We start from the raw sequence: 22,117 nt of genomic DNA on the forward strand, positions 1-22,117 counted from the left end.
TGGCCGTCCGGGCGCGGAGCGCCCTTAAGGGGCGCGGGGAACTGCGCGAGCGGCCGCGTGCCGGCCGCACCCGGGGTGCGACAGACCCCCGCACCCCGGTGCCCGTCCCCCTCAGCGCGCAGCTTTGAGCAACAGCACCGCCGTGTCGTCCAGCCGGTCCGCCGCGTGCGGGCCGTGGCGGACCAGCGCGTCCGCGAGGTCGTCCAGCGGCAGATCCCCCAGCTCGCCCAGCCGCCGGCACAGCTCGGCGAGCGCGTCCTCGAAGTCGACGCCCGGCGACTCCACCAGACCGTCGGTGTACAGCACCAGCAGCGATCCGGGCGGCAGCGCCACCTCCGTCGACGGGTAGGCCGCCGCGCCGTCGATGCCCAGCAGCGGCCCGCCCGCCAGGTCCAGCACCCGCACCCGGCCGTCGGGGCGGCGCAGCAGCGGGGGCGGATGCCCGGCCCGGGACATCACGGCCCGCCCCCGCGAAGGGTCGAGCCGCAGGTACAGGCAGCTCGCGAACAGCTCGGCGCCCAGGTCCAGCAGCAGCCGGTTGGTGCTGCGCATCACCTCGTCCGGGGCCTGCCCCACGGCCGTGTAGGCGTGTACCGCCGTGCGCACCTGCCCCATCAGCCCGGCCGCCGTCACGTTGTGCCCCTGCACGTCCCCGATCACCGCCGCGGCCACCCCCTGCGTCGGCACCAGGTCGTAGAAGTCGCCGCCGATCTCCATGCCCCGGGTGGCGGGCAGGTACCGGGCGGCGGCCTCGATCCCGTCCAGCGCCGGCAGGGTGTGCGGCAGCAGGGCCTCCTGGAGCCCGTGCGCGAGCCGGTGCTTGACGTCGTAGAGCATCGCCCGCTCCAGCGCCTGGGCGATCAGCCCCGCCAGACTGGTCAGCACCGCCCGCTCCTCCGTCGCGAACCGGTGCGGCGCCCCGTACGACAGCACGCACGTCCCGACCGGGCGGCCCGAGGCGATCAGCGGCAAGTACGCCCACGCCGAGAACTCCGAGGGGTGTGTCTGCAGCGCCGGGTACAGCCGCTCCAGTTCCTCCCGCGACTCGAAGAAGGCGGGCACGCCGGTGCGCAGCACCTGGCCGCCCGGAGTCGGCTCGGACAGCGGCAGCCCGTCGAACCGCTCGACGACCTGCGGGTCCGCGTACCCGCGGTGTCCGAGGACGCGCAGCCGGCCCGCGCGGGAGCCGAGGACCACCAGGCCCTGGCCGCCCACCGCCGGCACGATCTCGTCCGCGACCAGCTGCACCACGTCCTGCACCCCGACCGCCTCGGTCAGCGCACCGGCGAGGCCCAGCACCTGGGTGATGGTCACCAGCCGGTCCCGGGCCGCACCCGGCGGGGGAGCCGCACGGTTCATCTCCGTCACCGCGCGCGCCCTGCTGATCCGCATGCTGAGGCCGGTGGTGCTCGGGTACAGCCGGAAGGACAGCCAGGTGTCGGGCGGCCGCAGCGCGACGAACGACGTGACGTGCTGGCTGAACAGCGCCGCCCGGTACCGGTCCTCGTACACCGGGTCGTTCAGCCACGGCACCGCCGCCCACAGGTGCCGGTCCAGCAGCCCGTCCGACGCGACGCCCAGCAGTTCGGACGCGGCGGCGTTGGCGAACGCGACCCGCCCGTGCAGATCGAGCGAGCACAGCCCGTACGGCAGCCGGGCCACCATCCGGGCCGCCTCCACCGTGCCCAGCGACCCGGCCACCCCGCCCACCACCGGCGCGGCCAGCAGGTCCGGCTCGGGCGCGAGCGGCAGGCTGTGCTCGGCGGCCCGCTCGAGCCGCACCGCGAGCCGGTCGCAGACCGCGGTCAGGTGCTCGCGCTCCCAGTCGGACAGCTCCGGCGGGTGCGAGCCCGGCCAGGTCACGAAGACCGCGCCGTACGTCTTCGCCGGCGTCGCCACCGGCAGCGCGGCCAGGGCGAAGGGATAGGGGAGGACCATGGCGATCCGGGGGTAGCGGAGCGCCATCTCCTCCTCGCCGGCCACCCACACCAGCCGCCGTTCGCGCACCGCGGCGGAGACGGGGATCGGCGCGCTCAGCCCGATGCGCTCCCACGGCGCGGCGAAGGCGCGGGGCAGCCCGGCCATCACCGCCATCTCCAGGACGGGCTGGTCCGGGGAGAGGAGGTACACGGCGCCGGAGTGGGCGTGGACCTCGTCCATCAGCGCCGCGAGCGTCAGCGACAGCAGCGGACGGCCGACGGGGGCGCGCGTGCGCGCGGAGGCCTGTCCCTCGGACATGCCGACCACCTCCTCGCTCGGGCCGCACCCTGCACGTACCCCGATCCGCGGCCGTGAGGCTCGCCAGGCCCCGGCCCCGGCGGACCCCGCGACGTCCGGCGGGACCCGGTCACGCACCGTCGCGGGCAGGCACACCCGGCGCAGTCGCGGGCGCCCCGAACCGCGCGCCGGGCGCACACCCCGTGCGGACAGCGGCGCGCCCCGGCCGCGCGCCGTTCGCGCACAGGGGCTGCGCCCGTGTCCCTTTGGCGCTGTAATGGCCAACGTGGTCGGTGAGGGCGCTGCGGGACGCAGCACGAGAACGCTGCGCGCCGAAGGCGCCCTGGGCGCGCTCGCGGCCGACCCCCAGGCGCCCGACCGGCTGCGCCGCATCCTGGAGCAGGCCCTGGTCTTCGCCGGGGCCGCCTTCGCCGGCTTCTACACCCTCGGCGAGGACGGCGAGCTGCTGTGCCTGGCGGAGTCCGCCGGGGTGCCGCGCACCCTGTGCGGGGTGCGCGACTGCTACTCCGCGGCCGGCCGCGGCCCGGTCGCCGAGGCGCACCGCGGGCGGGCGGTGTGGCTCGGCCCGAAGGACCTGGCCGCCCAGTCCCAGTCGCGGCGCACGCCCCGCCGCGAGTTCCACCTCGCCGCCCTGCCCGTGCGCCACGACGGCGGCGGCTGTCTGCTCGCGGTGAGCGAGCGGCCCGGCGGCTTCGACGCCGACGACCGGACGTGCCTCGCCCTCGTCGCCGACGCCGTCGCCTTCCCCGCGCCGCCCGTCACCGCCGAGGGCGCGGACCTGCCGCCGGGCGGCTTCACCCTCGCCATGGACACCGGCCGCCTCCGCGTGCACGACGACGTCCTGGACCTGTTCGGACTCGACCCGGACGACTTCGACGGGCGGGTGGAGACGCTGCTGGGCCTCGCCGTCCCGGAGGACCTGCCCTCGCTGATGTCCGTGGTGGAGGCCGACCACATGACCATCGGCGACCGCGAGCTGGAGTTCCGGGTGCTCCAGCCCGCCGGATCCCCCCGGTGGCTCCGGCTGCGCGGCCGGCTGGAGCACGGCGGCGAGGGACACCCGGCCCGCCTCGTCGGCACCGTCGCCGACGCCTCCTCGCTGCGCGCCGACGTCACGGACGTGGCCCGGGTGCAGCGCCTGGCCGCCGCCCTGTCCACCGCCGTCACCGTGCGGGACGTCGGCAAGGCCGTGGTCGCCGCGCTGCGCCGCCCGCTGCGCGCCGACCGGATCGCGCTCGCCGAGCTGGAGAGCGACCGGCTGGTCGTCACCGTCCTCGACCCGCCCGAGCCGGAGGCCTGGCCGCAGGTGTGGCGGTCGGAGTGGCGCACCGAGTGGCCCGACGCCCCGGTGCGCACCATGCCGACGCTGGCCTCGGCGCTGCGCGAGGGCCGCCCCGCGACATGGCCGGCCGGCTCCCCGCTCGAACCGGCCCTCGCCGAGGTGGGCCCGGGCGGCCTGGCCGTGCTGCCGCTGCCCGCCGGCAACCGCATGGCCGGCGCCTGCCTCGTCGGCTGGGACGCCCCGCACGAGATCGGCGCGGACGAGCGCACCCTGCTCACCGCCGCCGCCAACCTGGCCGGGCAGGCCCTGACCCGGGCCCGCGCCTTCGACGCCGAGCACGAGCTGGTCGGCATGCTCCAGCGGCAGCTGCTGCCACGCCGGCTGCCCCGGCTGCCGGGCGCGGTCGCCGTCGCCCGCTATCTGCCCAGCACCGCGGGGCTGGAACTCGGCGGCGACTGGTACGACGTCATCCCGCTGCCCGACAACCACGTCGCCCTCGTCATCGGGGACGTGCAGGGCCACAGCGCCGGCGCCGCCACCCTCATGGGGCAGATGCGCACCGCCCTGCGCGCCTACGCGGTCGAGGGACATCCCCCGGACGTGGTGGTCTCCCACGCCAACCGGCTCCTCGTCGACCTGGAGACCGACCTCTTCGCCACCTGCGCCTACGTCGACGTCGACATGGAGGCGGGCGCCGCCTGGTGCGTGCGCGCCGGGCATCTGCCGCCGGTGCTGCGCCACCCGGACGGGCGCACCGAGATCGCGGAGGCGGAGGGCGGCCCGCCGCTCGGGGTGGTGCGGCAGTGCGACTTCCCCATGAGCCCGCTGCGCCTCCAGCCGGGCACGCTGGTCGCGCTCACCACGGACGGCCTGGTCGAGACGCCCGACTCGGACATCGACGCGGGCATGGAGCGGTTCGCCCGGCAGGTGGCCGCCTCCGACCCCGCCGACCTCGGGCCGGTCGCGGACGCCCTGCTCGGCAAGGCGCTCCGCAGCGACGACGTGGCGCTGCTGCTGATGCGCTACGACGGCATGGACACCCGCCCGCTGCGGGAGAGCTGGACCGTGTGGCGGGTCCCGCAGGCGGTCGGCCACGCCCGCCGCTTCACCCGGCGCACCCTGCGCTCCTGGGGCGTCACCGAGGAGATCGACGCACCGCTGCTCGCCGTGTCCGAGCTGGTCACCAACGCCCTGGTGCACACCGACGGCAAGGTCCGCCTCGACCTCACCCTGATCGGTGACCGGCTGCGCCTCGCCGTCGCGGACGCCTCGCCGCGCTCGCCGGTGCGGCCCACCAGCATCGGCTGGGAGGCCACCGGGGGCCGCGGCATCCTCCTCGTCGAGGCGGTGTCGGCGGCCTGGGGCACCCTGCCGGTCAGCGGCGGCAAACAGGTCTGGGCGGAGTTCACCGTACGGCGCTGACGGGTGGCAGGGACCGCCCTCCGGCGGGTACCCGGTCGGCCACATCGAGACAGGCGAGGGAAGGGGTACGCCATGACCCAGTACGTCCGCGACATCATGACCGCCGCGCCGGTGACCGTAGGACCGCAGACCTCCGTCGCGCAGGCCGCCCGCCTCATGCGGGACCACGACCTCGGCGCGGTGCTGGTGACCGACGACGGCCGGCTGCGGGGGCTGGTCACCGACCGGGACCTGGTGGTGCGTTCGGTCGCCGAGGGCGTCGACCCGGAGGAGACCACCGTCGTCCGCGCGTGCAGCGAGGACCTGGTGACCGTACGGCCCGACGACGAGCTGGACCTCGCGGTGCGGCTGATGCGGGAACACGCCGTGCGCCGCGTCCCGGTGGTCGACGGCGAACACGCCGTCGGCGTCCTGTCGTTGGGGGACGTGGCGATGGAGCGCGACCCGGACTCCGCCCTCGCCGACATCGCCGTCGCCCGCCCGCACACGTGAAGTGGCCTTGTCCTCAAGCGAGTCGTGCATCTTCCGCAGCGCGGGGTTTGACCGGCCCGGCGCCGGGGACCCGGCCCGCCGGTGACCGTGGAAGGAAGATGATGTGACGTGATCACGAAGAGCACCGACACCCCCCGGACCCGGCGTCCGGAGACCGGCTGGGCCCGCGCACGGCGACTGCGCGGCCAGGAGCCGCTGCGGACCTGCCTTCCGGCGGTCGGCCGGCCCACCACGCCGGCCGCCCCGGCCGCCTGGGCCGAGGAGAACATCGTGCGGGGCGAGGACTGACCCCCGCGGGGGGCCACACCGCCCCGTCGCCGTCACCGGGCCCGCATTCCCAGGGTGCGCGGCCCGGCGGCGTGTACGCGCCCGTCACCGCACCCGGCGTCTAGGCTCGAACCGTGCGTCTGCTTCTGATGTCCGACACCCATCTGCCGAAACGCGCCAAGCGGCTCCCCGGGCCGCTGCTGGAGGAGATCCCCCGCGCCGACGTCGTCGTGCACGCGGGGGACTGGGTCGACACCGACACCCTCGACCTGCTGGAGAGCCGCAGCCGCTCGCTCCTCGCCGTGTACGGCAACAACGACGGCCCCGCGCTGCGCGCCCGGCTGCCGGAGGTGGCCCGCGCGGAGCTCGGCGGGCTGCGCCTCGGGGTGATCCACGAGACGGGCCCGGCGCAGGGGCGGGAGAAGCGGTGCGCCGCTCGCTTCCCGGACCTGGACGTGCTCGTGTTCGGACACAGTCACATCCCGTGGGACACCACGGCTCCCACGGGACTTCGTCTGCTCAATCCGGGGTCCCCGACGGATCGCCGCCGGCAGCCCCACTGCACCTATATGACCGCCGCGATCACCGACGGCCGGCTCACGGAGGTGGCCCTCCACCGGCTGCCGCCGCGCTGACGGTCCGGGCCGCTTCGCCTCGGTGGAAACGGCCCGGGCGCTGCGAGTGGATGCGACTCTTCCACGGACCTCCTTCCAGCGATCGGAGGTGATACGTGGCGACTACCCGGACCCGCGAGGCTCACACACCTCGTGCGGGATTTCTCTTCCCGGCGTTCCGGCGCCGGCGGGCCGCCGGCGCCGCGGGGGCGGCTCAGCCGGCCGACGGGCCGGTCCAGCCCTCCTTCACGTGCCCGAGACGCACCCGCTGCGGGTGGTCGCCGACCGGGACGGACACGGTCTTCCCGCCGGTCGTGAAGTCGATCGCGGTGACCCGGTCGGCGCCGCTCTCGGAGACCACGCAGGACTCCCCGTCGCCGCTGACGGTCGCCCAGTACGGCTTGGAGACGGGGACCAGCGGGCCGTGCTCGAAGGTGTCGCGGTCGACGACGGTCGCGTAGTCGTCCATGGTGCCCGCCACGCACAGCTTGGCGCCGTCGGGCTTCATGGTGATGCCGTGGTGGCGCGAGTCGTTGACCCAGGTGGTGCGGTCCTCGCTGGTGTCCGGGTTCTTCGGCAGGGTCTTGACGCGGCTGATCCGGTCGGTGGCGACGTCGTACTCGAAGAAGCCGTTGAAGAACGACACCTGGAAGTACAGCTTCGACTCGTCGGGGGAGAAGGCGGCGGGGCGGACCGCGTCGGAGTACTCCGCGAAGCCGGCCGCGTCCAGCCGCTCCCGCATGTCGATCACCTTGACCTGCCGGAACGTCCGGGCGTCGGTGACGGTGATCTTGCGGTCGCCCTTCGTCCAGTCCAGCCAGGGCGCGTCCAGGTCGGTGTTCACCTCGCCGATGGACATGTTCCAGATGTACCGGCCGTCGCGGCTGAACACGTTCTCGTGCGGCTTGTCGCCCGTGGTGAAGCGGCCGGCCTCCTCGCCGGTCTCGATGTCCAGGACGTGCACGGTGTTGGACGTCGAGGCGGAGACGGCGACGCGCGTGCCGTCGGGGGAGACCGCCATGTGGTCCGAGCGGTAACCGGACACCGGGAAGCGCCAGTTGACCCGTCCGGTGGCCAGGTCGAGGGAGACGACGTCCGCGAAGCTGGGCCGGGAGACCACCACCGAGGTGCCGTCCGGGGTGGAGTACATGTCGTCGACGAACTGGTCGTGGCCCTCGCCGACGGTGTTGCGGATGGCCATGAAGTAGATCCAGCGGATCGGGTTGGCGTTGATCTCGGCCATCCGCCGGTCCTTGTCGGGGATCACGTCGATCCGGCCGATCCGCCCGAAGTCGCCGCCGGACTCGATGACGTCGGCGGTGCCGTCCCAGTTGTTGCCCACGAACAGCACCTCCCGCAGGTCCGCGGAGGGGGTCTGTCCGGCGGCGCCCGCGACGGCGCCGGGGGCGGTGAGGGTCAGGGCGACGGCGGCGGCGAGGGTGCACAGATGCCTGCTGCGGATCGGCATGGCGGGGTCTCCTCTGCGGTGGGGCTCCATGATCGGGACATGCCAAACGAGGGGAGGGGAATCTGAACAGGCGTGCTTTCAGATTGAACTTACTGAAAAGTAGGGACGGTCGGGGGTTCTCCACAAGACCGCGGACACGACAAGATTGCCGGGCGCGGGGAGAGGAGAACCGGTGGCGGGCAGACTGAGCGCACCGAGCGGCCGGTACGCCGGGAAGTCCGCCGAGGAGCGGAAGGCCGAGCGGCGCCGGCGCTTCCTCGACGCAGCCCTCGAACTCTTCGGCGCGGGCCCCGGCTACCGCGCCACCACCGTCGCCGCCCTCAGCGAGGCCGCCGGGCTCTCCACCCGCCAGTTCTACGAGGAGTTCCGCACCCTGGAGGACGTCCTCGCCGCGCTGCACCTCCAGGTCAACGACTGGGCCGAGGCGGCCGTGCTCGCCGCCGCGGCCGAGACGGCGGACGCCCCGCTCGCCGAGCGCGCCACCGCGATCTTCCGCGCCTACGCCGCCGACGTCACCCGCGACCCGCGCCGCATCCGCATCGCGTTCGTCGAGATCATCGGGGTGAGCCCGCGCCTGGAGCAACAGCGGCTGGCCCGCCGCGCCCGCTGGGTCGACCTGATCTGCGCCGAGGCCGACGCCGCCGTCGCCCGCGGCGATGCCGCGCCCCGCGACCACCGCCTCGCCGCGACCGGCTTCATCGGCAGCGTCAACGGCCTGCTGCACGACTGGAACGCGGGGTGGGTCGAGGCCACCCTCGACGAGGTCGTGGACGAACTGGTCCGCCAGCTCCTGGCGATCCTCCGCCCTGCGGGGACGGCGGAGCGGCCGGGGACGCCGGAGCGGCCCGCCTGACGGCGCGTCAGCCGGCCGGCGCGAGGTCCCCCGCGAAGACGATCATCTGGTCGATCAGCCCCCGCCGGAGATGGACGACATCCGTCCCGGCGAGCCGGGGACCACCACCCGGAGTGGTGAACACCCACCGGTACCGCGCCCACTCGTCGGGCATGTCCACCCCCGAGCAGCGCACCATCGTGCCCGGCCCGGCCGGATGCCGCCGGATGTCCAGCACGAACCGCTCGACCGCCTCAATGCCCTCACTGCGGCCGAGCGGTCCCCAGAGGACCACGTCCGAGGTGAGCGCCTGTGACAGCAGCGAGGTCACGTAGGCATCGTCGGAGGCGTTGAAGGCCGAGACGAACGTGTCGATGGCCGACCGGGCGGCGTCTGCATGCATGCCCCAGTCATACCAGCCCGGCTCACGCCCCGGCCCGGGTCCGGGGGTGACCGGCCGGCGAGGACACGGTCGGGCTGCGCGCCCTCGCCGACGAACCGGTCGCCGGTCTGCGATGTCACTCGTCCCAGGCCTGGATCAGCACCTGCCCCGTGATCTTGCCGTCGCGCAGTGTCAGCATGGACTCCGAGAGCACCCGCATGCCGTCCGCGTAGCGGCAGCTCTCGCAGTAGGCGGCGTGATCGCCCTGCACCACGCACGCCTCCAGCGCGTGCGTCATGTCGCGGCTGTAGACGTCGTCCAGCATGGCGGCGATCTCGTCCTTGCCGTGCAGCACCTTCGGGTGGCTCGGCCCGCTGACGTGGTCCACGACGCGCAGCTCCGCGTCGTCCGCGTAGAGCGACTTCAGGATCTCCGGGGTGTCCGCCTCGACGCCCCGGCGCAAGGTGTCGGTGCCGAACACGGGCTGTGCCGCGGTCGTCATGATGACCCACCTCCTCGAAGGCCCCGGCCCACGGAACCGGGCCCTCGGGCCTCACCTACGAGCCTCCTCCCGAGGCCCGCCCGGGGCAAGCCCGACGCCCGGCCGGCGGGGGAGCGGCACCGCGCCCCGCCCCGCTCAGCCCGCCGTCGCCAGGAACTGCGTGGCCGCCAGCTCCGCGTACAACGGGTCGGCGGCGACCAGTTCCCGGTGCGTGCCGACCGCGCGGACCCGGCCCGCGTCCATCACCACGATGCGGTCCGCCGCCGTCACCGTGGACAGGCGGTGGGCGACCACCAGCACCGTCGTGGTGCGGGCGACGTCCGCCACGGTGTCCCGCAGCGCCGCCTCGTTCACCGCGTCGAGCTGGGACGTCGCCTCGTCGAGCAGCAGCAGGCGCGGGCGGCGGAGCAGGGCGCGGGCGATGGCCACCCGCTGGCGCTCGCCGCCGGACAGCTTGGTGCCGCGATGGCCGACCAGGGTGTCGAGCCCGTCCGGCAGCCGGGCGACCAGACCGTCGAGCCGTGTCGTCTTCAGCACGCGCGTCAGCGTCCCCTCGTCCGCGTCCGGGTTGCCCAGCAGCAGGTTGTCCCGCAGGGAACCCGACAGCACGGGCGCGTCCTGCTCGACGTACCCGATCGCCGCCCGCAGCTCCGGCAGGTCCCAGTGCGCGAGGTCGCGGCCGTCGACCGTGATCACACCCGACTCGGGGTCGTAGAACCGCTCGATCAGGGAGAACACCGTGGTCTTGCCCGCGCCCGACGGGCCGACGAACGCCGTCAGCCCCTGCGCCGGCACGGTGAACGTCACCCCGTGGTGGACGTACGGCAGGTCGTCGGCGTAGCGGAACCGCACGTCCGCGAAGGCGACGGCCGCGGGCGCGGCGCCGGGCGACGGCAACGCGGCGGGCGGCGCCGCCGGTTCGGCGGGCAGCCGCAGCGCCTCCTGGATCCGGGCGAGCGCGGCGCTGCCCGCCTGGTACTGCGTGACCGCGCCGACGACCTGCGAGATCGGCGACATCAGGTAGAACACGAACAGCAGGAACGCCACCAGCGTCCCGATGTCGACGGCGCCCGTCGCCACCCGCGCCCCGCCCACCGCCAGCACCGTGATGAACGCGAGCTGCATCGCGAGCCCCGCCGTGTTGCCCGCCGCGGCCGACCACTTGGCGGCCCGCACGCTCATCCGCCACGACTCGCGCGCCGCGTCGTGCAGCGCCCGCTCCTCCCGCGGCTCGGCCCCGGACGCCTTCACCGTGCGCAGCGCCCCCAGCACCCGCTCCAGCGACGCCCCCATCACGCCCACCGCGTCCTGCGCCTGCTTCGACGCCCGCCGGATCCGCGGCACGACCACCCCGAGCAGCACCCCGGCCAGCGCCAGCACGCCCAGCGTGACCGCCAGCAGCACCGGCTCCACGTACCCCATCAGCGCCACGGTGGCGACCAGCGTCAGCCCGCCCGTGCCCAGCCCGATCAGCGAGTCGGTGGTCACCTCCCGCAGCAGCGTGGTGTCGGAGGTGACGCGGGCCATCAGATCACCCGGCTCGGTCCGGTCCACGGCGGCGATCCGCAGCCGCAGCAGATACGACGACAGCGTGCGCCGCGCCCCCAGCACCACCGACTCCGCCGCACGCCGCAACACGTACGAACCCACCGCGCCCAGCACCGTGTTGCCGATCACCAGCGCCGACATCAGCAGCAGCGCCCCGGTGACGGCACGGTCGTGCGCGAGGTCGTCGATCAGCTGCCGGGCCACCAGCGGCAGCGCCAGCCCCGTAGCGCCGGTCGCCAGCGACAGCAGCGCGCCGCCCAGCAGCGCCCAGCGGTGCGGCCGTACGTACGACAGCAGCAGCCGCCAGGCGGGCGGGTCGGACCGGTCCTCGGTGATGCTCACATGCCCCCCTCGGCATCGGACGGATGTTCAGGCTACGTCGCCGGGGCGGACGCACCGCACGGTGGGCGGCGGAGCCGATCATTCCCGCGTAGGGTCGGGGACGACGGGGGAGACGGACCCGGCCGACGAAGGAGTCAGCAGCATGGCGCAGGAAGTACGCGGCGTGATCGCACCCGGCAAGGACGAGCCGGTACGGATCGAGACGATCGTCGTACCCGACCCGGGACCCGGCGAGGCGGTCGTACGCGTCCAGGCCTGCGGGGTGTGCCACACGGACCTGCACTACAAACAGGGCGGCATCAACGACGACTTCCCCTTCCTCCTCGGCCACGAGGCCGCGGGCGTCGTCGAGTCGGTGGGCGACGACGTCACCGACGTGGCGCCCGGCGACTTCGTGATCCTCAACTGGCGTGCCGTGTGCGGCAATTGCCGCGCCTGTCTGCGCGGACGCCCCTGGTACTGCTTCGCCACCCACAACGCGAAGCAGAAAATGACGTTGACCGACGGCACCGAGCTGTCCCCGGCGCTCGGCATCGGGGCCTTCGCGGAGAAGACCCTGGTGGCCGCCGGGCAGTGCACGAAGGTCGACCCGGCCGTCGCCCCGCAGGTCGCCGGACTGCTCGGCTGCGGCGTGATGGCCGGCATCGGCGCCGCGATCAACACCGGCAACGTGGGCCGGGGCGACTCGGTCGCCGTCATCGGCTGCGGCGGCGTCGGCGACGCGGCGATCGCCGGCTCCCGGCTGGCCGGCGCGGCGAGGATCATCGCCGTCGACATCGACGACCGCAAGCTGGAGACCGCCCGCTCCATGGGCGCCACCCACACCGTCAACTCCCGTACGACCGACCCGGTCGAGGCGATCCGGGAGCTCACCGGCGGCTTCGGCGCCGACGTCGTCATCGAGGCCGTCGGCCGCCCCGAGACGTACCGGCAGGCGTTCTACGCCCGCGACCTGGCCGGCACCGTCGTCCTGGTCGGCGTCCCCACCCCGGACATGAAGATCGAACTGCCGCTGCTCGACGTCTTCGGCCGCGGCGGCGCCCTCAAGTCCTCCTGGTACGGCGACTGTCTGCCGTCCCGCGACTTCCCGATGCTGATCGACCTCCACCTCCAGGGCCGCCTGGACCTCGGCGCGTTCGTCACCGAGACCATCCAGCTGGACGAGGTGGAGAAGGCCTTCGAGCGGATGCACCAGGGCGACGTGCTGCGTTCGGTGGTGGTGCTCTGATGGCCGCCCGCATCGAACGCCTCGTCACCTCGGGCCAGTTCAGCCTCGACGGCGGCACCTGGGACGTCGACAACAACGTGTGGATCGTGGGCGACGACCACGAGGCCGTCGTCATCGACGCCGCCCACGATGCCGACGCCATCGCCGAGGCGGTGGGCGACCGGCGTCTGACCGCCATCGTGTGCACCCACGCCCACAACGACCACATCGACGCCGCCCCCGCCCTCGCCGAGCGCACCGGCGCCACCATCTGGCTGCACCCCGACGACCTGGCGCTGTGGAAGCAGACCCACCCCGACCGGGACCCCGACGCCTGGCTGGCCGACGGGCAGGTCATCGAGGCCGGCGGCGCCGACCTCACCGTGCTGCACACCCCGGGCCACGCGCCGGGCGCGGTCTGCCTGTACGACCCCGGACTCGCGACCGTGTTCACCGGCGACACCCTCTTCCAGGGCGGCCCCGGCGCCACCGGCCGCTCCTTCTCGCACTTCCCGACGATCATCGACTCCATCCGGGACCGGCTGCTCACCTTGCCGCCGGAGACCAAGGTGCTCACCGGCCACGGCGACCCGACCACCATCGGCGCCGAGGCCCCGCACCTGGACGAGTGGATCGCCCGGGGCCACTGAGCGGAACCTCTCCACGCGCCCGGACGCACCGGCGTCCGGGCGCGCCCGGGTGAACCCGGGAACGTGCCGGATGATCTTCACGGAAAAGGCGACAGAGGATGTCCGGCTTACCCGAGAAGATCTTCGTCGACGGACGGAAACACGTGCACGGAAGGCCGGAGAACATGACACAGCCGTTGCGGGACAAGGTCGCGCTGGTGGCCGGGGCGACCCGGGGAGCCGGACGGGGCATCGCCGTGGAACTCGGCGCGGCGGGCGCCACGGTGTACGTCACCGGCCGCAGCACCCGCGCCCGCCGCTCCGAGTACGACCGGCCCGAGACGATCGAGGACACCGCCGACCTGGTCACCGAGGCGGGCGGCCGGGGCATCGCCGTGCCCACCGACCACCTGGACCCGGCGCAGGTGAAGACGCTCGTCGACCGGATCGACGCCGAGCAGGGCCGCCTCGACGTCCTGGTCAACGACATCTGGGGCGGCGAGAAGCTCTTCGACTGGGAGGCGCCCGTCTGGGAGCACGACCTCGACAAGGGACTGCGGCTGCTGCGCCTGGCGGTGGAGACCCACGCGATCACCAGCCACCACGCACTGCCGCTGCTGCTGCGCCGCCCCGGCGGACTGGTCGTCGAGCTCACCGACGGCACCGCGGACTACAACCGCGACCACTACCGGGTCTCCTTCTTCTACGACCTCGCCAAGTCCTCGGTGCTGCGCATGGCGTTCGCCCTCGGCCAGGAGCTCGGCCCGCGCGGCGCCACGGCCGTCGCCCTCACCCCCGGCTGGATGCGGTCGGAGATCATGCTCGACGAGTTCGGGGTGCGGGAGGACAACTGGCGCGACGCGCTGGAGAAGGAGCCGCACTTCGCCATCTCCGAGACCCCGCGCTACGTGGGCCGCGCCGTCGCCGCGCTCGCCGCCGACCCCGGCGTGGCCCGCTTCAACGGCGCGTCCCTGTCCAGCGGGGGCGTCGCCCAGGAGTACGGCTTCACCGACCTCGACGGCAGCCGTCCCGACGCCTGGCGCTACATGGTCGAGGTGCAGGACGCGGGCCGCCCGGCCGACGTCACCGGCTACCGCTGACCCACCGGGGCGCCGGCCGGACTCGGCGCGGGCGGGGCGAAAAGCACTTGCCGTGGTGATCGTCGCGGCGGCACCGTCGCCCCATGACGACGGACACAGGGCGATTCGCGGGGTACGGGGTTCTGATCACGGGGGCGGCGCGCGGCATCGGCGCCGCCACCGCGGCACGGTTCGCCGAGGAGGGCGCGGGCGTCCTGATCGCGGACGCCGACCCGGAGGCGGGGGAGCGCACGGCGGCGCGCCTGCGTGGGCGGGGACTCGCGGTGGAGGCCGTCGCCTGTGACGTGGCCGACCGGGCGTCGGTGGAGGCGGCGGTGGCCCACGCCGTGCGCCGCTTCGGCTCGCTGGACGTGCTGGTGAACAACGCCGCGCACTGCACCCCGGACGCGCCCCGCTTCGAGGACGAGCCGGAGGAGGAGTGGGCGGCGGACCTGGACGTCACCCTCACCGGCGCCTACCGCTGCTGCCGCGCCGCCCTCGCGCACCTGGAGGCGTCCGGGCGGGGCGCGATCGTCACCGTCGGCTCGGTCAACGGGCTCCAGGACTTCGGCAACCACGCCTACAGCGCCGCCAAGGCGGGCCTGATCTCCCTCACCCGCACCCTCGCCGGGCACGCGGGCCCCCGGGGCGTCCGGGTCAACCTCGTCGCGCCCGGCACGGTCCGCACCCGCGCCTGGGACGGCCGCTCCGACGACCTGGCGGCGATCTCCGAGGTGTACCCCCTGCGCCGGGTCGGCGAGCCGGAGGACATCGCCGCGGCCGTGACCTTCCTCGCCTCCCGGGACGCCGCCTGGATCACCGGCGCCACCCTGGTCGTCGACGGCGGCATCACGGCCGTCAACAACGGCTTCCACCGGACCATGGACCACGACGGGCGGTGACCCGCCCCGCACCCCGGGTGGCGGCGCGTGACACGACTCACGCCCGGGGTGCCCGCCGTGTCGGACATAACGGTCCGGTCGCGCGTACAACCGATTTCCCCCGTTCGCCGTCTACCTGGCAGAGTGCGCGGGCCAGCGCACGTTTCCGCGGGAAAGGCAGAACGACCATGGGGGACATACGCAGACGGGGTGTCGTCGCCCTGGGGGTCACCGCTCTGGTGGCTCCGCTCACCCTCGCGCTCGGCGCGACGCCGGCGCAGGCCGCCAGTTGCACCACGTCGGCGGGGCCGTACCAGAAGAAGGTCGAGAAGTTCCTCGGCCGCCCGGTCGACAGCAAGCAGTCCGCCGCCGACTGCAAGGCCATCAGGGCCTTCCAGAACAAGCACGGCATCCGGCCCAACATCGGCTACGCCGGCCCTGTGACCTGGGGCGTGATGGACCTGATGAACAAGCAGAAGGCCGTCGGGAAGAACCCGAACAAGGCGGGCAAATGCCCCACCAACAAGGGGCGCATCGCCTGCGTCAACCTCACCCTCCAGCTGAGCTGGATCCAGGACGGCAAGAAGCTCGTCTACGGCCCTGTCCCGGTCCGCACCGGGCGCAACGGCTACGAGACCCGCACCGGCCTGAAGAAGATCTACTGGCGCAACATCGACCACGTCTCGACCATCTACGACGTGCCGATGCCCTACAGCCAGTTCTTCGACGGCGGCCAGGCGTTCCACTCGGTGGGCGTCAGCATGTGGAACCCGCCCGGCTCCCACGGCTGCGTCAACATGACGAAGACCGCCGCCAAGAAGTACTGGTCGCTGCTGAAGAAGGGCGACGACGTCTACGTGTACGGCCGCAAGCCGGGCACCTGAGCCCCCGGCGCCCGGCCCACGGGCCGGGCGCTCCCGCGTCCCCGCAAGGCCCTCGGGGGGTTCCCGAGGGGTTCCCTCAGGAGTGTGAACTCGCCCACGTTGTACGGCAGATGGACGTGATCAGCGACACTGTCCGAAATGCCCGATGAGCGTGCGATTACTCACAGCGTCTTCACGTCGGGGGACGTATGCTTCACGGCATGTCCACCAGTGTTGAACCCTCCTCCGAGCGATCGGCTGCCGAGGTCAACGAGGAGATCCGGGCCCTGTGGCTCCGGTCGGGCGGGACACTCAGCGTCGAACAGCGCGAGGAGTACCAGCGCCTGGTCCAGGAGTGGGCCTCGGCCCTCCCGCAGGCGGCCACGGCGGCCTGACGACCGGCCTCGGCATCACGATCGGGCACCCGTGACCCCACGGGTGCCCTCACCGTCTCACCCCCAGGTCGCCGAGTACTGCCTGCGGTACGCCTTGCGGTCCTGCTCGGCCCTGATCCACCGCGACGCCACCAGCGCGACCAGGCTGCCGCCCATCACCAGCAGCCCCGGACCCACGTTCCGCGGGTCGGCCAGCCGCGACACCAGCGTCGACGGGTCCGGCAGGATGCCCCGCACCGGCGTCGAGGACCCCGGCGTGGCCGCGTCCGGCGCCGTCACGCCCTGCGCCTGCGACGGCGCCGGGGAGGGGCTCCCGCCCCCGCCCTCCGCCCCGGGCGCCACGATCATCTTCAGGTCCAGGTCCGCCAGCGCCTTCGTCACCGGCTGGAAGTACGTGATGCCGCCCGAGCGGCAGTCGCCGCTGCCGCCGGAGGTGACGCCGAGCGCGATCCCCTCGGAGAACATCGGCCCGCCGCTGTCCCCGGGCTCCGCGCACACGTCCGACTCGATCAGCCCGCCGACCGTGCCCTCCGGGTAGTTGACCGTCACGTCCAGCGCGGTCACCTCCCCGTCGCGCAGCCCGCTGGTGCTGCCGCTGCGGAAGATCCGCTGCCCCACCGTCGGGTCGGCCACCCCGGTGATCCGCACGCCCTTGTTGCCGCCCACCGCGACCACCCCGGCGTTGTCACCCGCCTTGCCGCCGTCGTACGCGATCAGCGAGTAGTCGTCGCCCGGGAAGCTGCCTCCGACGGTGGTGCCGACCTTCTGCCGGGCCCCGCTGTCGGAGAACCACACCGACCCCTGCGGCCCGCAGTGCCCGGCGGTGAGGATGAACTCCCGCTCCCCGTCGGTGACGTTGAACCCGGCCGAGCAGCGGCCCGCCGTCGACAGCACGGGCAGCCCGCCGGCCAGGCGGGTGGTGAAGGCCCCCTCGACCCGCTCCATCCGCACGAAGTCGCCGATGCCGTCGGCCACGTCGGTGAGCGACGACCAGTCGTCCGCGGACACCGTGCTGTCCCCGCGCACCACCACCTGGTTGGACCGGTAGTCCTTCAGCCAGGCCGTGCCGGGCACCCGCGGCGCCGAACTCAGCGTCCTCGTCGCGGAGTCGAAGTCGTCCATGCTGTGCCGCACCATCTTCGGCTCGGCGCCCGCGGCCCGCACCTCCTCGGCCGCCTCCTGGTCGGTGACCGCGACGACCGTCCGGCCGTCCTCGCCGACCCAGGTGCCCGCCGTGCGGGACGTGCCGAGCCGCTGCACCAGGGCGGCGCCCGGACCGGCCGCGGCCCCGTCCCCGGGGGAGGCGGTGGAGAAGGGGACGGCGTCGGGCGTGCCGGGCTCGCTCGCCACGGCGTGCGTGACCATCGTGCCGCCCAGCAGGAGTCCGCCGACGGCCGCCAGCCGTGTCACTCGCCGGACCACCCGTCGTCGTGCGTGCCTCATGCATGGCTCCAGAACCTCGACAGCGCGGTGCGCGCACCGCGGGGGCCTCCCTCGAGCAGAGCGCCCCCTGTCCATACGGCCCCGGAGCCCGCCGTGTTCAGCGCGGACCGGACGCCGTTCGGCTCAGCGGGCCGCGCGCATCGAGGAGTTGGGCACGGACAGGCCCAGCGCCGGCGCCGTACGGCCGTCGCCCCACACCGACGCCGGGTCCACGTAGGGACGCAGCAGCGCCGTGAGCCCCGCGTCGCCGCTGCCGCGCAGCGCGTCACCGGCCGCCTTGCGCGCGATGCCGGCGAGGAAGTCCGCCAGCTGCACCCGCGGGTCGTCCCGCGCGACGACCAGCCGCACCTCCGCCAGCGCCACCCCGGACCGGCGGGCGGTCTCCTCGATCCACGCGATGCGCTCGGGCGTCAGCAGGTTCTGCCGGTCGTGCACCAGCCGCACCGGCCGCCGCCCGGGCCCGCTCCAGTACGCCGCCGTGGCGACGATCGCCGGGAGCAGCGGGTTGAGGACCGGGATGCGCACCGCAGGGCCTTCCAACAGCCCCGCCCGGTAGGCCTCGGCCCGCCCGCGCCCCGCCGCCAGCCGCTCCAGCACCGGGCCCGCGTCCGTGCCGGCGTGCACCCGGCGCAGCTCGTCCAGGGTCGTGAAGAACAGCGGCACCGAGGACCCCGGCTCCGCCCCGTTACGGGTGCGCAGCAGCCGGTTCGCCACGGCCAGGAACCGCTGCCCGTCGTCCGCGCCCAGCACGTCACGGACCGTGCGGTACAGCTCCGCCGCCGCGCCCCGGTCGTCGAGCAGCACGGCGGCCAGCCGGTCCACCACGAAGAACGACTTCTCGGTGAGATGCACGCGCGCCGCGCCGTGCAGCGGCCCGCCCGGCGCGAGGAACCACTCCAGCACCGCCCGGTGCTTCTCCCGCAGCAGATGGGTCGCCTTGTACTCGGTCGCCGGGGAGCGGATCCGGTCCCGGATCTCCCGCAGCGCGCCCGCCGCGTCCGCCACGGGGACATGGACACCGGCGTGCGCGAACACGTCGGTGTTCCCGCCGGTCAGGTTCTCGCCGTCCGACCCCGACTCGTCGCAGGCGACCTCCCGCACCGCCCCGTCGCCGTCACCGGGCGGCGGCCCGAAATTCCGATGTGGGTCCACACCACGCCCCCTATCGTGTGTTTCATGACCAGGATCCCGCACGGTACGTCCGGTGAACCGAATCCGCTCGAGGCCTTTTCCCTGGATCAGCTGCGCCGCCGCACCAGCATGAAGTGGCGTACGTACCCCGAGGACGTCCTCCCGGTGTGGGTGGCCGAGATGGACGTGGCGCCGCCCGGACCGGTCGTGCGGGCGGTCACCGAGGCGATGGAGTCCGGCGACACCGGATACCCCGCCGGGACCGCCTACGCCGAGGCGCTGGCCGCCTTCGCCGACAAGCGGTGGGGCTGGTCCGGCCTCGCCGTGGAGCGCACCGCGATCGTGCCGGACGTGATGCTGGGCGTGGTCGAGATGCTCCGGCTGGTCACCGGGCCCGGCGACCCGGTCGTGGTCAACCCGCCGGTCTACCCGCCCTTCTACGACTTCACCCGTCACGCGGACCGCCGTGTCGTCGAAGCCCCGCTCGGCGCGGACGGACGGCTCGACCCGGACGTCCTGGAACGCGCCTTCCGCGAGGCGACCGCCGGCGGCGGGCGCGCCGCGTACCTGCTGTGCAGCCCGCACAACCCCACCGGCACCGTGCACACCGCCGACGAGCTGACGGCGGTCGCGGCGCTCGCCGAGCGGTACGGCGTACGGGTCGTCGCCGACGAGATCCACGCGCCGCTGGTGTACGACGGCACGCGCTTCGTGCCGTACCTGAGCGTGCCCGGCGGCGAGCGCGGCCTGTCGCTGATGTCGGCGTCGAAGGCGTGGAGCCTGGCCGGGCTGAAGGCGGCCCTCGCCGTCGCCGGGCCCGCCGCGGCCGACGACCTGGCCCGCATGCCGGAGGTGGTCGGTCACGGTCCGAGCCACGTCGGCATCCTCGCCCACACCGCAGCCCTGCGCGACGCCACCGGCTGGCTGGACGCCCTCCTCGACGGCCTCAACGCCAACCGCCGGCTGCTCACCGCGCTCCTCGCCGAGCAGCTGCCGGCCGTCCGGTACCGCCCGGGCGACGCCACCTACCTAGCCTGGCTGGACTGCCGGGACCTCGGCCTGGGCGACGACCCCGCCGAGGCGTTCCTCCGGCACGGACGGGTGGCGCTCACCGGCGGACCGCCCTTCGGCACCGGCGGCGCGGGCCACGCCCGGCTGAACCTCGCGACCTCGCCCGAGGTGCTCACCGAGGCGGTGCGGCGCATGGCTGCCGCCGTGCGCGCGGCGGGCGGCGCCCGTGCCTGACGCCTGCTTCGCCCACCCCCGGCTCGCTGCCGTCTACGACCCGCTCGGCCCCGACCGCGGCGACCTCGACGCCTATCTGCGCACGGCGCGGGAGTTCGGCGCCCGCCGGGTGCTGGACATCGGCTGCGGCACGGGCGTGTTCGCGCTGCTCCTCGCGGACGAGGGCATCGGCGTCGTGGGCGCCGACCCGGCCGCCGCGTCCCTCGACGTCGCCCGCGCCAAGCCGGGCGCCGGGCGGGTGCGCTGGATCGAGGGCGACGCGACGGACCTGCCGCCGCTCACCGCCGACCTGGCCACCATGACGGGGAACGTCGCCCAGGCGATCGCGGACCCCGCCGACTGGCACGCCACCCTGCGCGGGGCCCGCTCGGCCCTGCGTCCCGGCGGCCGCCTGGTCTTCGAGACCCGCGACCCGGCCCGGCGCGCCTGGGAGACCTGGACCCGCGAGCACTCGTACGTCCGCGCCGACGTGCCCGGCGCCGGCGTCGTGGAGAGCTGGCACGACGTGACCGCCGTGGACGGCCCGTTGGTGACGTTCCGTACGACGTACGTGTTCGCCTCGGACGGGGAGGTGCTGACCTCGGACTCGACGTTGCGGTTCCGGCAGCGCCAGGAGGTCGAGGCGGACCTCGCCGACCACGGCTACGTGCTGGAGGACGTAAGGGACGCGCCCGACCGCCCCGGCCGGGAGTTCGTGTTCGTGGCCCGCCGCCCGTAGAGCCGAGCCGGACGGCTCCCGGCGGACCGTGCCGCGGCGGGCCTAGACTTCGGCCATGGACGACGCGTTGCGGGACCGGCTCGGGGCGGGCACGTACCTGCTCCTCACCAGCTACCGGAAGAACGGCACGCCCGTGGCCACCCCGGTGTGGGTGGTGCGCGACGGCGACGCACTGGGCGTGTGGACCGCCGCCGACTCGTGGAAGGTCAAGCGCGTCCGCGCCCGCGGGGACGTCCTCGTGGGCCCCTGCGACGTGCGCGGCAACCCGACCGGCGACCAGGTCCCGGCCACCGCCGAGATCTGCGACGCGGCCACGACCGCCCGCTACCGGCAGCTGATCGCCCGCAAGTACGGCCTGATGGGCCGCCTCACCCTGCTGGGCAGCCGGCTGCGCCGGGGCCTGGACGGCACGGTGGGCATCCGCGTCACCCTCTGAACCGGCGCTCCGGCGACGGGGGCCGGACCGGTCAGGTCCAGGCCCGCAGCGGCTCGTCCACCAGCTGGAACACCGGCTCGCCGCGCACCGGGTCCTCGGCCGTCGACAGCCGCACCCGGTCGCCGCTGTGGATGCCGATCGGCGGGCCCATGACCCGGCCCCGCACCACGAACCCCTCCGCCATCTCTATCAGCGAAACGTTGCGCGCCGCCGGGGTGTTGCGGTGCAGCACCGTCGAATGGCGCACCGTGCCCAGGCCCGCGCTGCGCTCCGTGCGCAGGTCGCTGCCCTGACAGACCGGGCACAGCAGCCGGTGGTACATCGCCGTGCCGCACCAGGTGCAACGCTGGAAGAGCATGGCCTCCTGGTCGCCGCTCCGCGCTCCGGGCCCCTGCGGTTCGAGCAGGCGCGTGGAGCCGGCTGCCTGCTGAGCGACGCTCCCTGAGAAGTGGTACACGCTGGTCAACTCCTTGCACTCGGCCGGACGTCCACGTGCCCGGTCGCCCGGACACGCGCCTGCCCGGTGGCCGTGCCACCGCGCACGGCCACAGAGTATGGCACTGAGTGCCACGCGTAAAGGCACTCAGTACCCCCTTCTGCGGGGCCGGGGCCCTTCCCCGGGGAACGCCGTCATGTGCACGGCACGTGACAGGTCTGCACACGCCAAGGACGGGCATACGGGCAACACCCCTAGGAAAAGG

22 protein-coding genes are annotated in these 22,117 nt (G+C 74.2%); 14 read left to right on the forward strand and 8 right to left on the reverse strand.

Translation table 11 applies throughout. From position 1 onward, the window contains the following. Window positions 1-111: 111 nt before the first annotated feature. Window positions 112-2,238, reverse strand: a complete 2,127-nt coding sequence (locus CCN29_RS03570) for a SpoIIE family protein phosphatase (protein ID WP_031063182.1) — start codon at window positions 2,236-2,238, stop codon at window positions 112-114. A gap of 256 nt (window positions 2,239-2,494) precedes the next feature. Between CCN29_RS03570 and CCN29_RS03575 the strand changes: the two genes are divergently transcribed. The 4 genes from CCN29_RS03575 to CCN29_RS03590 all read left to right on the forward strand — a co-directional run bounded on the left by CCN29_RS03575 (window position 2,495) and on the right by CCN29_RS03590 (window position 6,336). Continuing rightward, window positions 2,495-4,942 carry a SpoIIE family protein phosphatase gene (locus tag CCN29_RS03575; RefSeq protein WP_086679997.1) on the forward strand — a complete coding sequence of 816 codons (2,448 nt, stop codon included), beginning with the start codon at window positions 2,495-2,497 and terminating at the stop codon, window positions 4,940-4,942. Window positions 4,943-5,014: 72 nt separating this feature from the next. Then, window positions 5,015-5,434 carry a CBS domain-containing protein gene (locus tag CCN29_RS03580; protein WP_006132920.1) on the forward strand — a complete coding sequence of 140 codons (420 nt, stop codon included), beginning with the start codon at window positions 5,015-5,017 and terminating at the stop codon, window positions 5,432-5,434. A gap of 108 nt (window positions 5,435-5,542) precedes the next feature. Then, complete coding sequence (locus tag CCN29_RS03585; RefSeq protein ID WP_006132922.1) at window positions 5,543-5,722, forward strand: hypothetical protein; 180 nt, start codon at window positions 5,543-5,545, stop codon at window positions 5,720-5,722. Between the two features lie 113 nt (window positions 5,723-5,835). Continuing rightward, window positions 5,836-6,336: a metallophosphoesterase family protein gene (locus tag CCN29_RS03590; protein WP_031020781.1), complete on the forward strand. Its 501-nt coding sequence runs from the start codon at window positions 5,836-5,838 to the stop codon at window positions 6,334-6,336. Between the two features lie 193 nt (window positions 6,337-6,529). Here the strand turns inward: CCN29_RS03590 and CCN29_RS03595 are convergent, their stop codons facing one another. Continuing rightward, window positions 6,530-7,783, reverse strand: a complete 1,254-nt coding sequence (locus CCN29_RS03595) for a YncE family protein (RefSeq protein ID WP_086679999.1) — start codon at window positions 7,781-7,783, stop codon at window positions 6,530-6,532. A 172-nt stretch (window positions 7,784-7,955) separates the two neighbouring features. Here CCN29_RS03595 and CCN29_RS03600 point away from each other — a divergent pair, with 172 nt between their 5' ends. Next, window positions 7,956-8,636 carry a TetR/AcrR family transcriptional regulator gene (locus tag CCN29_RS03600; RefSeq protein ID WP_006132927.1) on the forward strand — a complete coding sequence of 227 codons (681 nt, stop codon included), beginning with the start codon at window positions 7,956-7,958 and terminating at the stop codon, window positions 8,634-8,636. A gap of 7 nt (window positions 8,637-8,643) precedes the next feature. Here CCN29_RS03600 and CCN29_RS03605 read toward each other — a convergent pair whose 3' ends face one another. The 3 genes from CCN29_RS03605 to CCN29_RS03615 form a co-directional block, all read right to left on the reverse strand. Next, the gene (locus tag CCN29_RS03605) at window positions 8,644-9,018 is read right to left on the reverse strand and encodes a nuclear transport factor 2 family protein (protein ID WP_006132928.1); all 375 of its coding nucleotides are present in this window, start codon (window positions 9,016-9,018) and stop codon (window positions 8,644-8,646) included. Between the two features lie 115 nt (window positions 9,019-9,133). Further along, window positions 9,134-9,499 (reverse strand): nuclear transport factor 2 family protein, encoded by a 366-nt coding sequence (locus CCN29_RS03610; RefSeq protein ID WP_006132929.1) that lies wholly within the window; start codon window positions 9,497-9,499, stop codon window positions 9,134-9,136. 135 nt (window positions 9,500-9,634) lie between these two features. After that, entirely contained in the window at window positions 9,635-11,389 is a 1,755-nt protein-coding gene (locus CCN29_RS03615; protein WP_031020783.1) for an ABC transporter ATP-binding protein, read from the reverse strand. A gap of 142 nt (window positions 11,390-11,531) precedes the next feature. On the opposite strand from CCN29_RS03615, the gene CCN29_RS03620 reads away from it, so the two are divergent. The 6 genes from CCN29_RS03620 (at window position 11,532) to CCN29_RS03645 (ending at window position 16,443) form a co-directional block, all read left to right on the forward strand. Beyond that, a complete protein-coding gene (locus CCN29_RS03620; RefSeq protein WP_086680001.1) occupies window positions 11,532-12,617 on the forward strand; it encodes an S-(hydroxymethyl)mycothiol dehydrogenase in 1,086 nt (361 codons plus the stop codon). Next, window positions 12,617-13,246: an MBL fold metallo-hydrolase gene (locus CCN29_RS03625; protein WP_006132933.1), complete on the forward strand. Its 630-nt coding sequence runs from the start codon at window positions 12,617-12,619 to the stop codon at window positions 13,244-13,246. Before CCN29_RS03620 ends, CCN29_RS03625 begins: the two co-directional genes overlap by 1 nt. Window positions 13,247-13,410: 164 nt before the next feature. Next, entirely contained in the window at window positions 13,411-14,325 is a 915-nt protein-coding gene (locus CCN29_RS03630) for an SDR family oxidoreductase (RefSeq protein WP_006132934.1), read from the forward strand. 83 nt (window positions 14,326-14,408) lie between these two features. Beyond that, window positions 14,409-15,206, forward strand: a complete 798-nt coding sequence (locus CCN29_RS03635; protein WP_006132935.1) for an SDR family NAD(P)-dependent oxidoreductase — start codon at window positions 14,409-14,411, stop codon at window positions 15,204-15,206. Between the two features lie 167 nt (window positions 15,207-15,373). Continuing rightward, window positions 15,374-16,069, forward strand: a complete 696-nt coding sequence (locus CCN29_RS03640) for a L,D-transpeptidase family protein (RefSeq protein ID WP_086680003.1) — start codon at window positions 15,374-15,376, stop codon at window positions 16,067-16,069. A 188-nt stretch (window positions 16,070-16,257) separates the two neighbouring features. Continuing rightward, window positions 16,258-16,443 carry a hypothetical protein gene (locus tag CCN29_RS03645; protein WP_006132937.1) on the forward strand — a complete coding sequence of 62 codons (186 nt, stop codon included), beginning with the start codon at window positions 16,258-16,260 and terminating at the stop codon, window positions 16,441-16,443. Between the two features lie 57 nt (window positions 16,444-16,500). Here CCN29_RS03645 and CCN29_RS03650 read toward each other — a convergent pair whose 3' ends face one another. Together CCN29_RS03650 and CCN29_RS03655 are read right to left on the reverse strand one after the other, a co-directional pair. Next, window positions 16,501-17,886, reverse strand: coding sequence for a S1 family peptidase (locus tag CCN29_RS03650; protein ID WP_031020792.1), 1,386 nt, complete (start codon window positions 17,884-17,886; stop codon window positions 16,501-16,503). Between the two features lie 123 nt (window positions 17,887-18,009). After that, window positions 18,010-19,038: a hypothetical protein gene (locus tag CCN29_RS03655; RefSeq protein WP_100247934.1), complete on the reverse strand. Its 1,029-nt coding sequence runs from the start codon at window positions 19,036-19,038 to the stop codon at window positions 18,010-18,012. A 24-nt stretch (window positions 19,039-19,062) separates the two neighbouring features. Between CCN29_RS03655 and CCN29_RS03660 the strand changes: the two genes are divergently transcribed. From CCN29_RS03660 to CCN29_RS03670, 3 genes are read left to right on the forward strand one after another with little or no spacing between them, the layout of a single operon-like run. Continuing rightward, complete coding sequence (locus tag CCN29_RS03660; protein WP_086680007.1) at window positions 19,063-20,262, forward strand: MalY/PatB family protein; 1,200 nt, start codon at window positions 19,063-19,065, stop codon at window positions 20,260-20,262. Continuing rightward, window positions 20,255-20,980, forward strand: a complete 726-nt coding sequence (locus tag CCN29_RS03665; protein ID WP_086680009.1) for a class I SAM-dependent methyltransferase — start codon at window positions 20,255-20,257, stop codon at window positions 20,978-20,980. The genes CCN29_RS03660 and CCN29_RS03665 overlap by 8 nt, the downstream gene beginning before the upstream one ends. 55 nt (window positions 20,981-21,035) lie before the next feature. Beyond that, window positions 21,036-21,416, forward strand: a complete 381-nt coding sequence (locus CCN29_RS03670; RefSeq protein ID WP_006132943.1) for a PPOX class F420-dependent oxidoreductase — start codon at window positions 21,036-21,038, stop codon at window positions 21,414-21,416. A 31-nt stretch (window positions 21,417-21,447) separates the two neighbouring features. Here the strand turns inward: CCN29_RS03670 and CCN29_RS03675 are convergent, their stop codons facing one another. Beyond that, window positions 21,448-21,873, reverse strand: coding sequence for a Zn-ribbon domain-containing OB-fold protein (locus tag CCN29_RS03675; RefSeq protein ID WP_031020809.1), 426 nt, complete (start codon window positions 21,871-21,873; stop codon window positions 21,448-21,450). Window positions 21,874-22,117: the final 244 nt, after the last annotated feature.

Source organism: Streptomyces pseudogriseolus (assembly GCA_002154585.1).
In the GTDB taxonomy this organism is placed as follows: domain Bacteria; phylum Actinomycetota; class Actinomycetes; order Streptomycetales; family Streptomycetaceae; genus Streptomyces; species Streptomyces pseudogriseolus.

Excerpts from the sequence above, each read along its gene's own strand:
- CCN29_RS03570 (WP_031063182.1), bottom strand. The coding sequence starts at position 2,238 with ATGTCCGAGGGACAGGCCTCCGCGCGCACGCGCGCCCCCGTCGGCCGT.
- CCN29_RS03575 (WP_086679997.1), top strand. The coding sequence starts at position 2,495 with ATGGCCAACGTGGTCGGTGAGGGCGCTGCGGGACGCAGCACGAGAACG.
- CCN29_RS03580 (WP_006132920.1), top strand. The coding sequence starts at position 5,015 with ATGACCCAGTACGTCCGCGACATCATGACCGCCGCGCCGGTGACCGTA.
- CCN29_RS03595 (WP_086679999.1), bottom strand. The coding sequence starts at position 7,783 with ATGCCGATCCGCAGCAGGCATCTGTGCACCCTCGCCGCCGCCGTCGCC.
- CCN29_RS03605 (WP_006132928.1), bottom strand. The coding sequence starts at position 9,018 with ATGCATGCAGACGCCGCCCGGTCGGCCATCGACACGTTCGTCTCGGCC.
- CCN29_RS03610 (WP_006132929.1), bottom strand. The coding sequence starts at position 9,499 with ATGACGACCGCGGCACAGCCCGTGTTCGGCACCGACACCTTGCGCCGG.
- CCN29_RS03620 (WP_086680001.1), top strand. The coding sequence starts at position 11,532 with ATGGCGCAGGAAGTACGCGGCGTGATCGCACCCGGCAAGGACGAGCCG.
- CCN29_RS03625 (WP_006132933.1), top strand. The coding sequence starts at position 12,617 with ATGGCCGCCCGCATCGAACGCCTCGTCACCTCGGGCCAGTTCAGCCTC.
- CCN29_RS03630 (WP_006132934.1), top strand. The coding sequence starts at position 13,411 with ATGACACAGCCGTTGCGGGACAAGGTCGCGCTGGTGGCCGGGGCGACC.
- CCN29_RS03635 (WP_006132935.1), top strand. The coding sequence starts at position 14,409 with ATGACGACGGACACAGGGCGATTCGCGGGGTACGGGGTTCTGATCACG.
- CCN29_RS03640 (WP_086680003.1), top strand. The coding sequence starts at position 15,374 with ATGGGGGACATACGCAGACGGGGTGTCGTCGCCCTGGGGGTCACCGCT.
- CCN29_RS03645 (WP_006132937.1), top strand. The coding sequence starts at position 16,258 with ATGCTTCACGGCATGTCCACCAGTGTTGAACCCTCCTCCGAGCGATCG.
- CCN29_RS03650 (WP_031020792.1), bottom strand. The coding sequence starts at position 17,886 with ATGAGGCACGCACGACGACGGGTGGTCCGGCGAGTGACACGGCTGGCG.
- CCN29_RS03660 (WP_086680007.1), top strand. The coding sequence starts at position 19,063 with ATGACCAGGATCCCGCACGGTACGTCCGGTGAACCGAATCCGCTCGAG.
- CCN29_RS03670 (WP_006132943.1), top strand. The coding sequence starts at position 21,036 with ATGGACGACGCGTTGCGGGACCGGCTCGGGGCGGGCACGTACCTGCTC.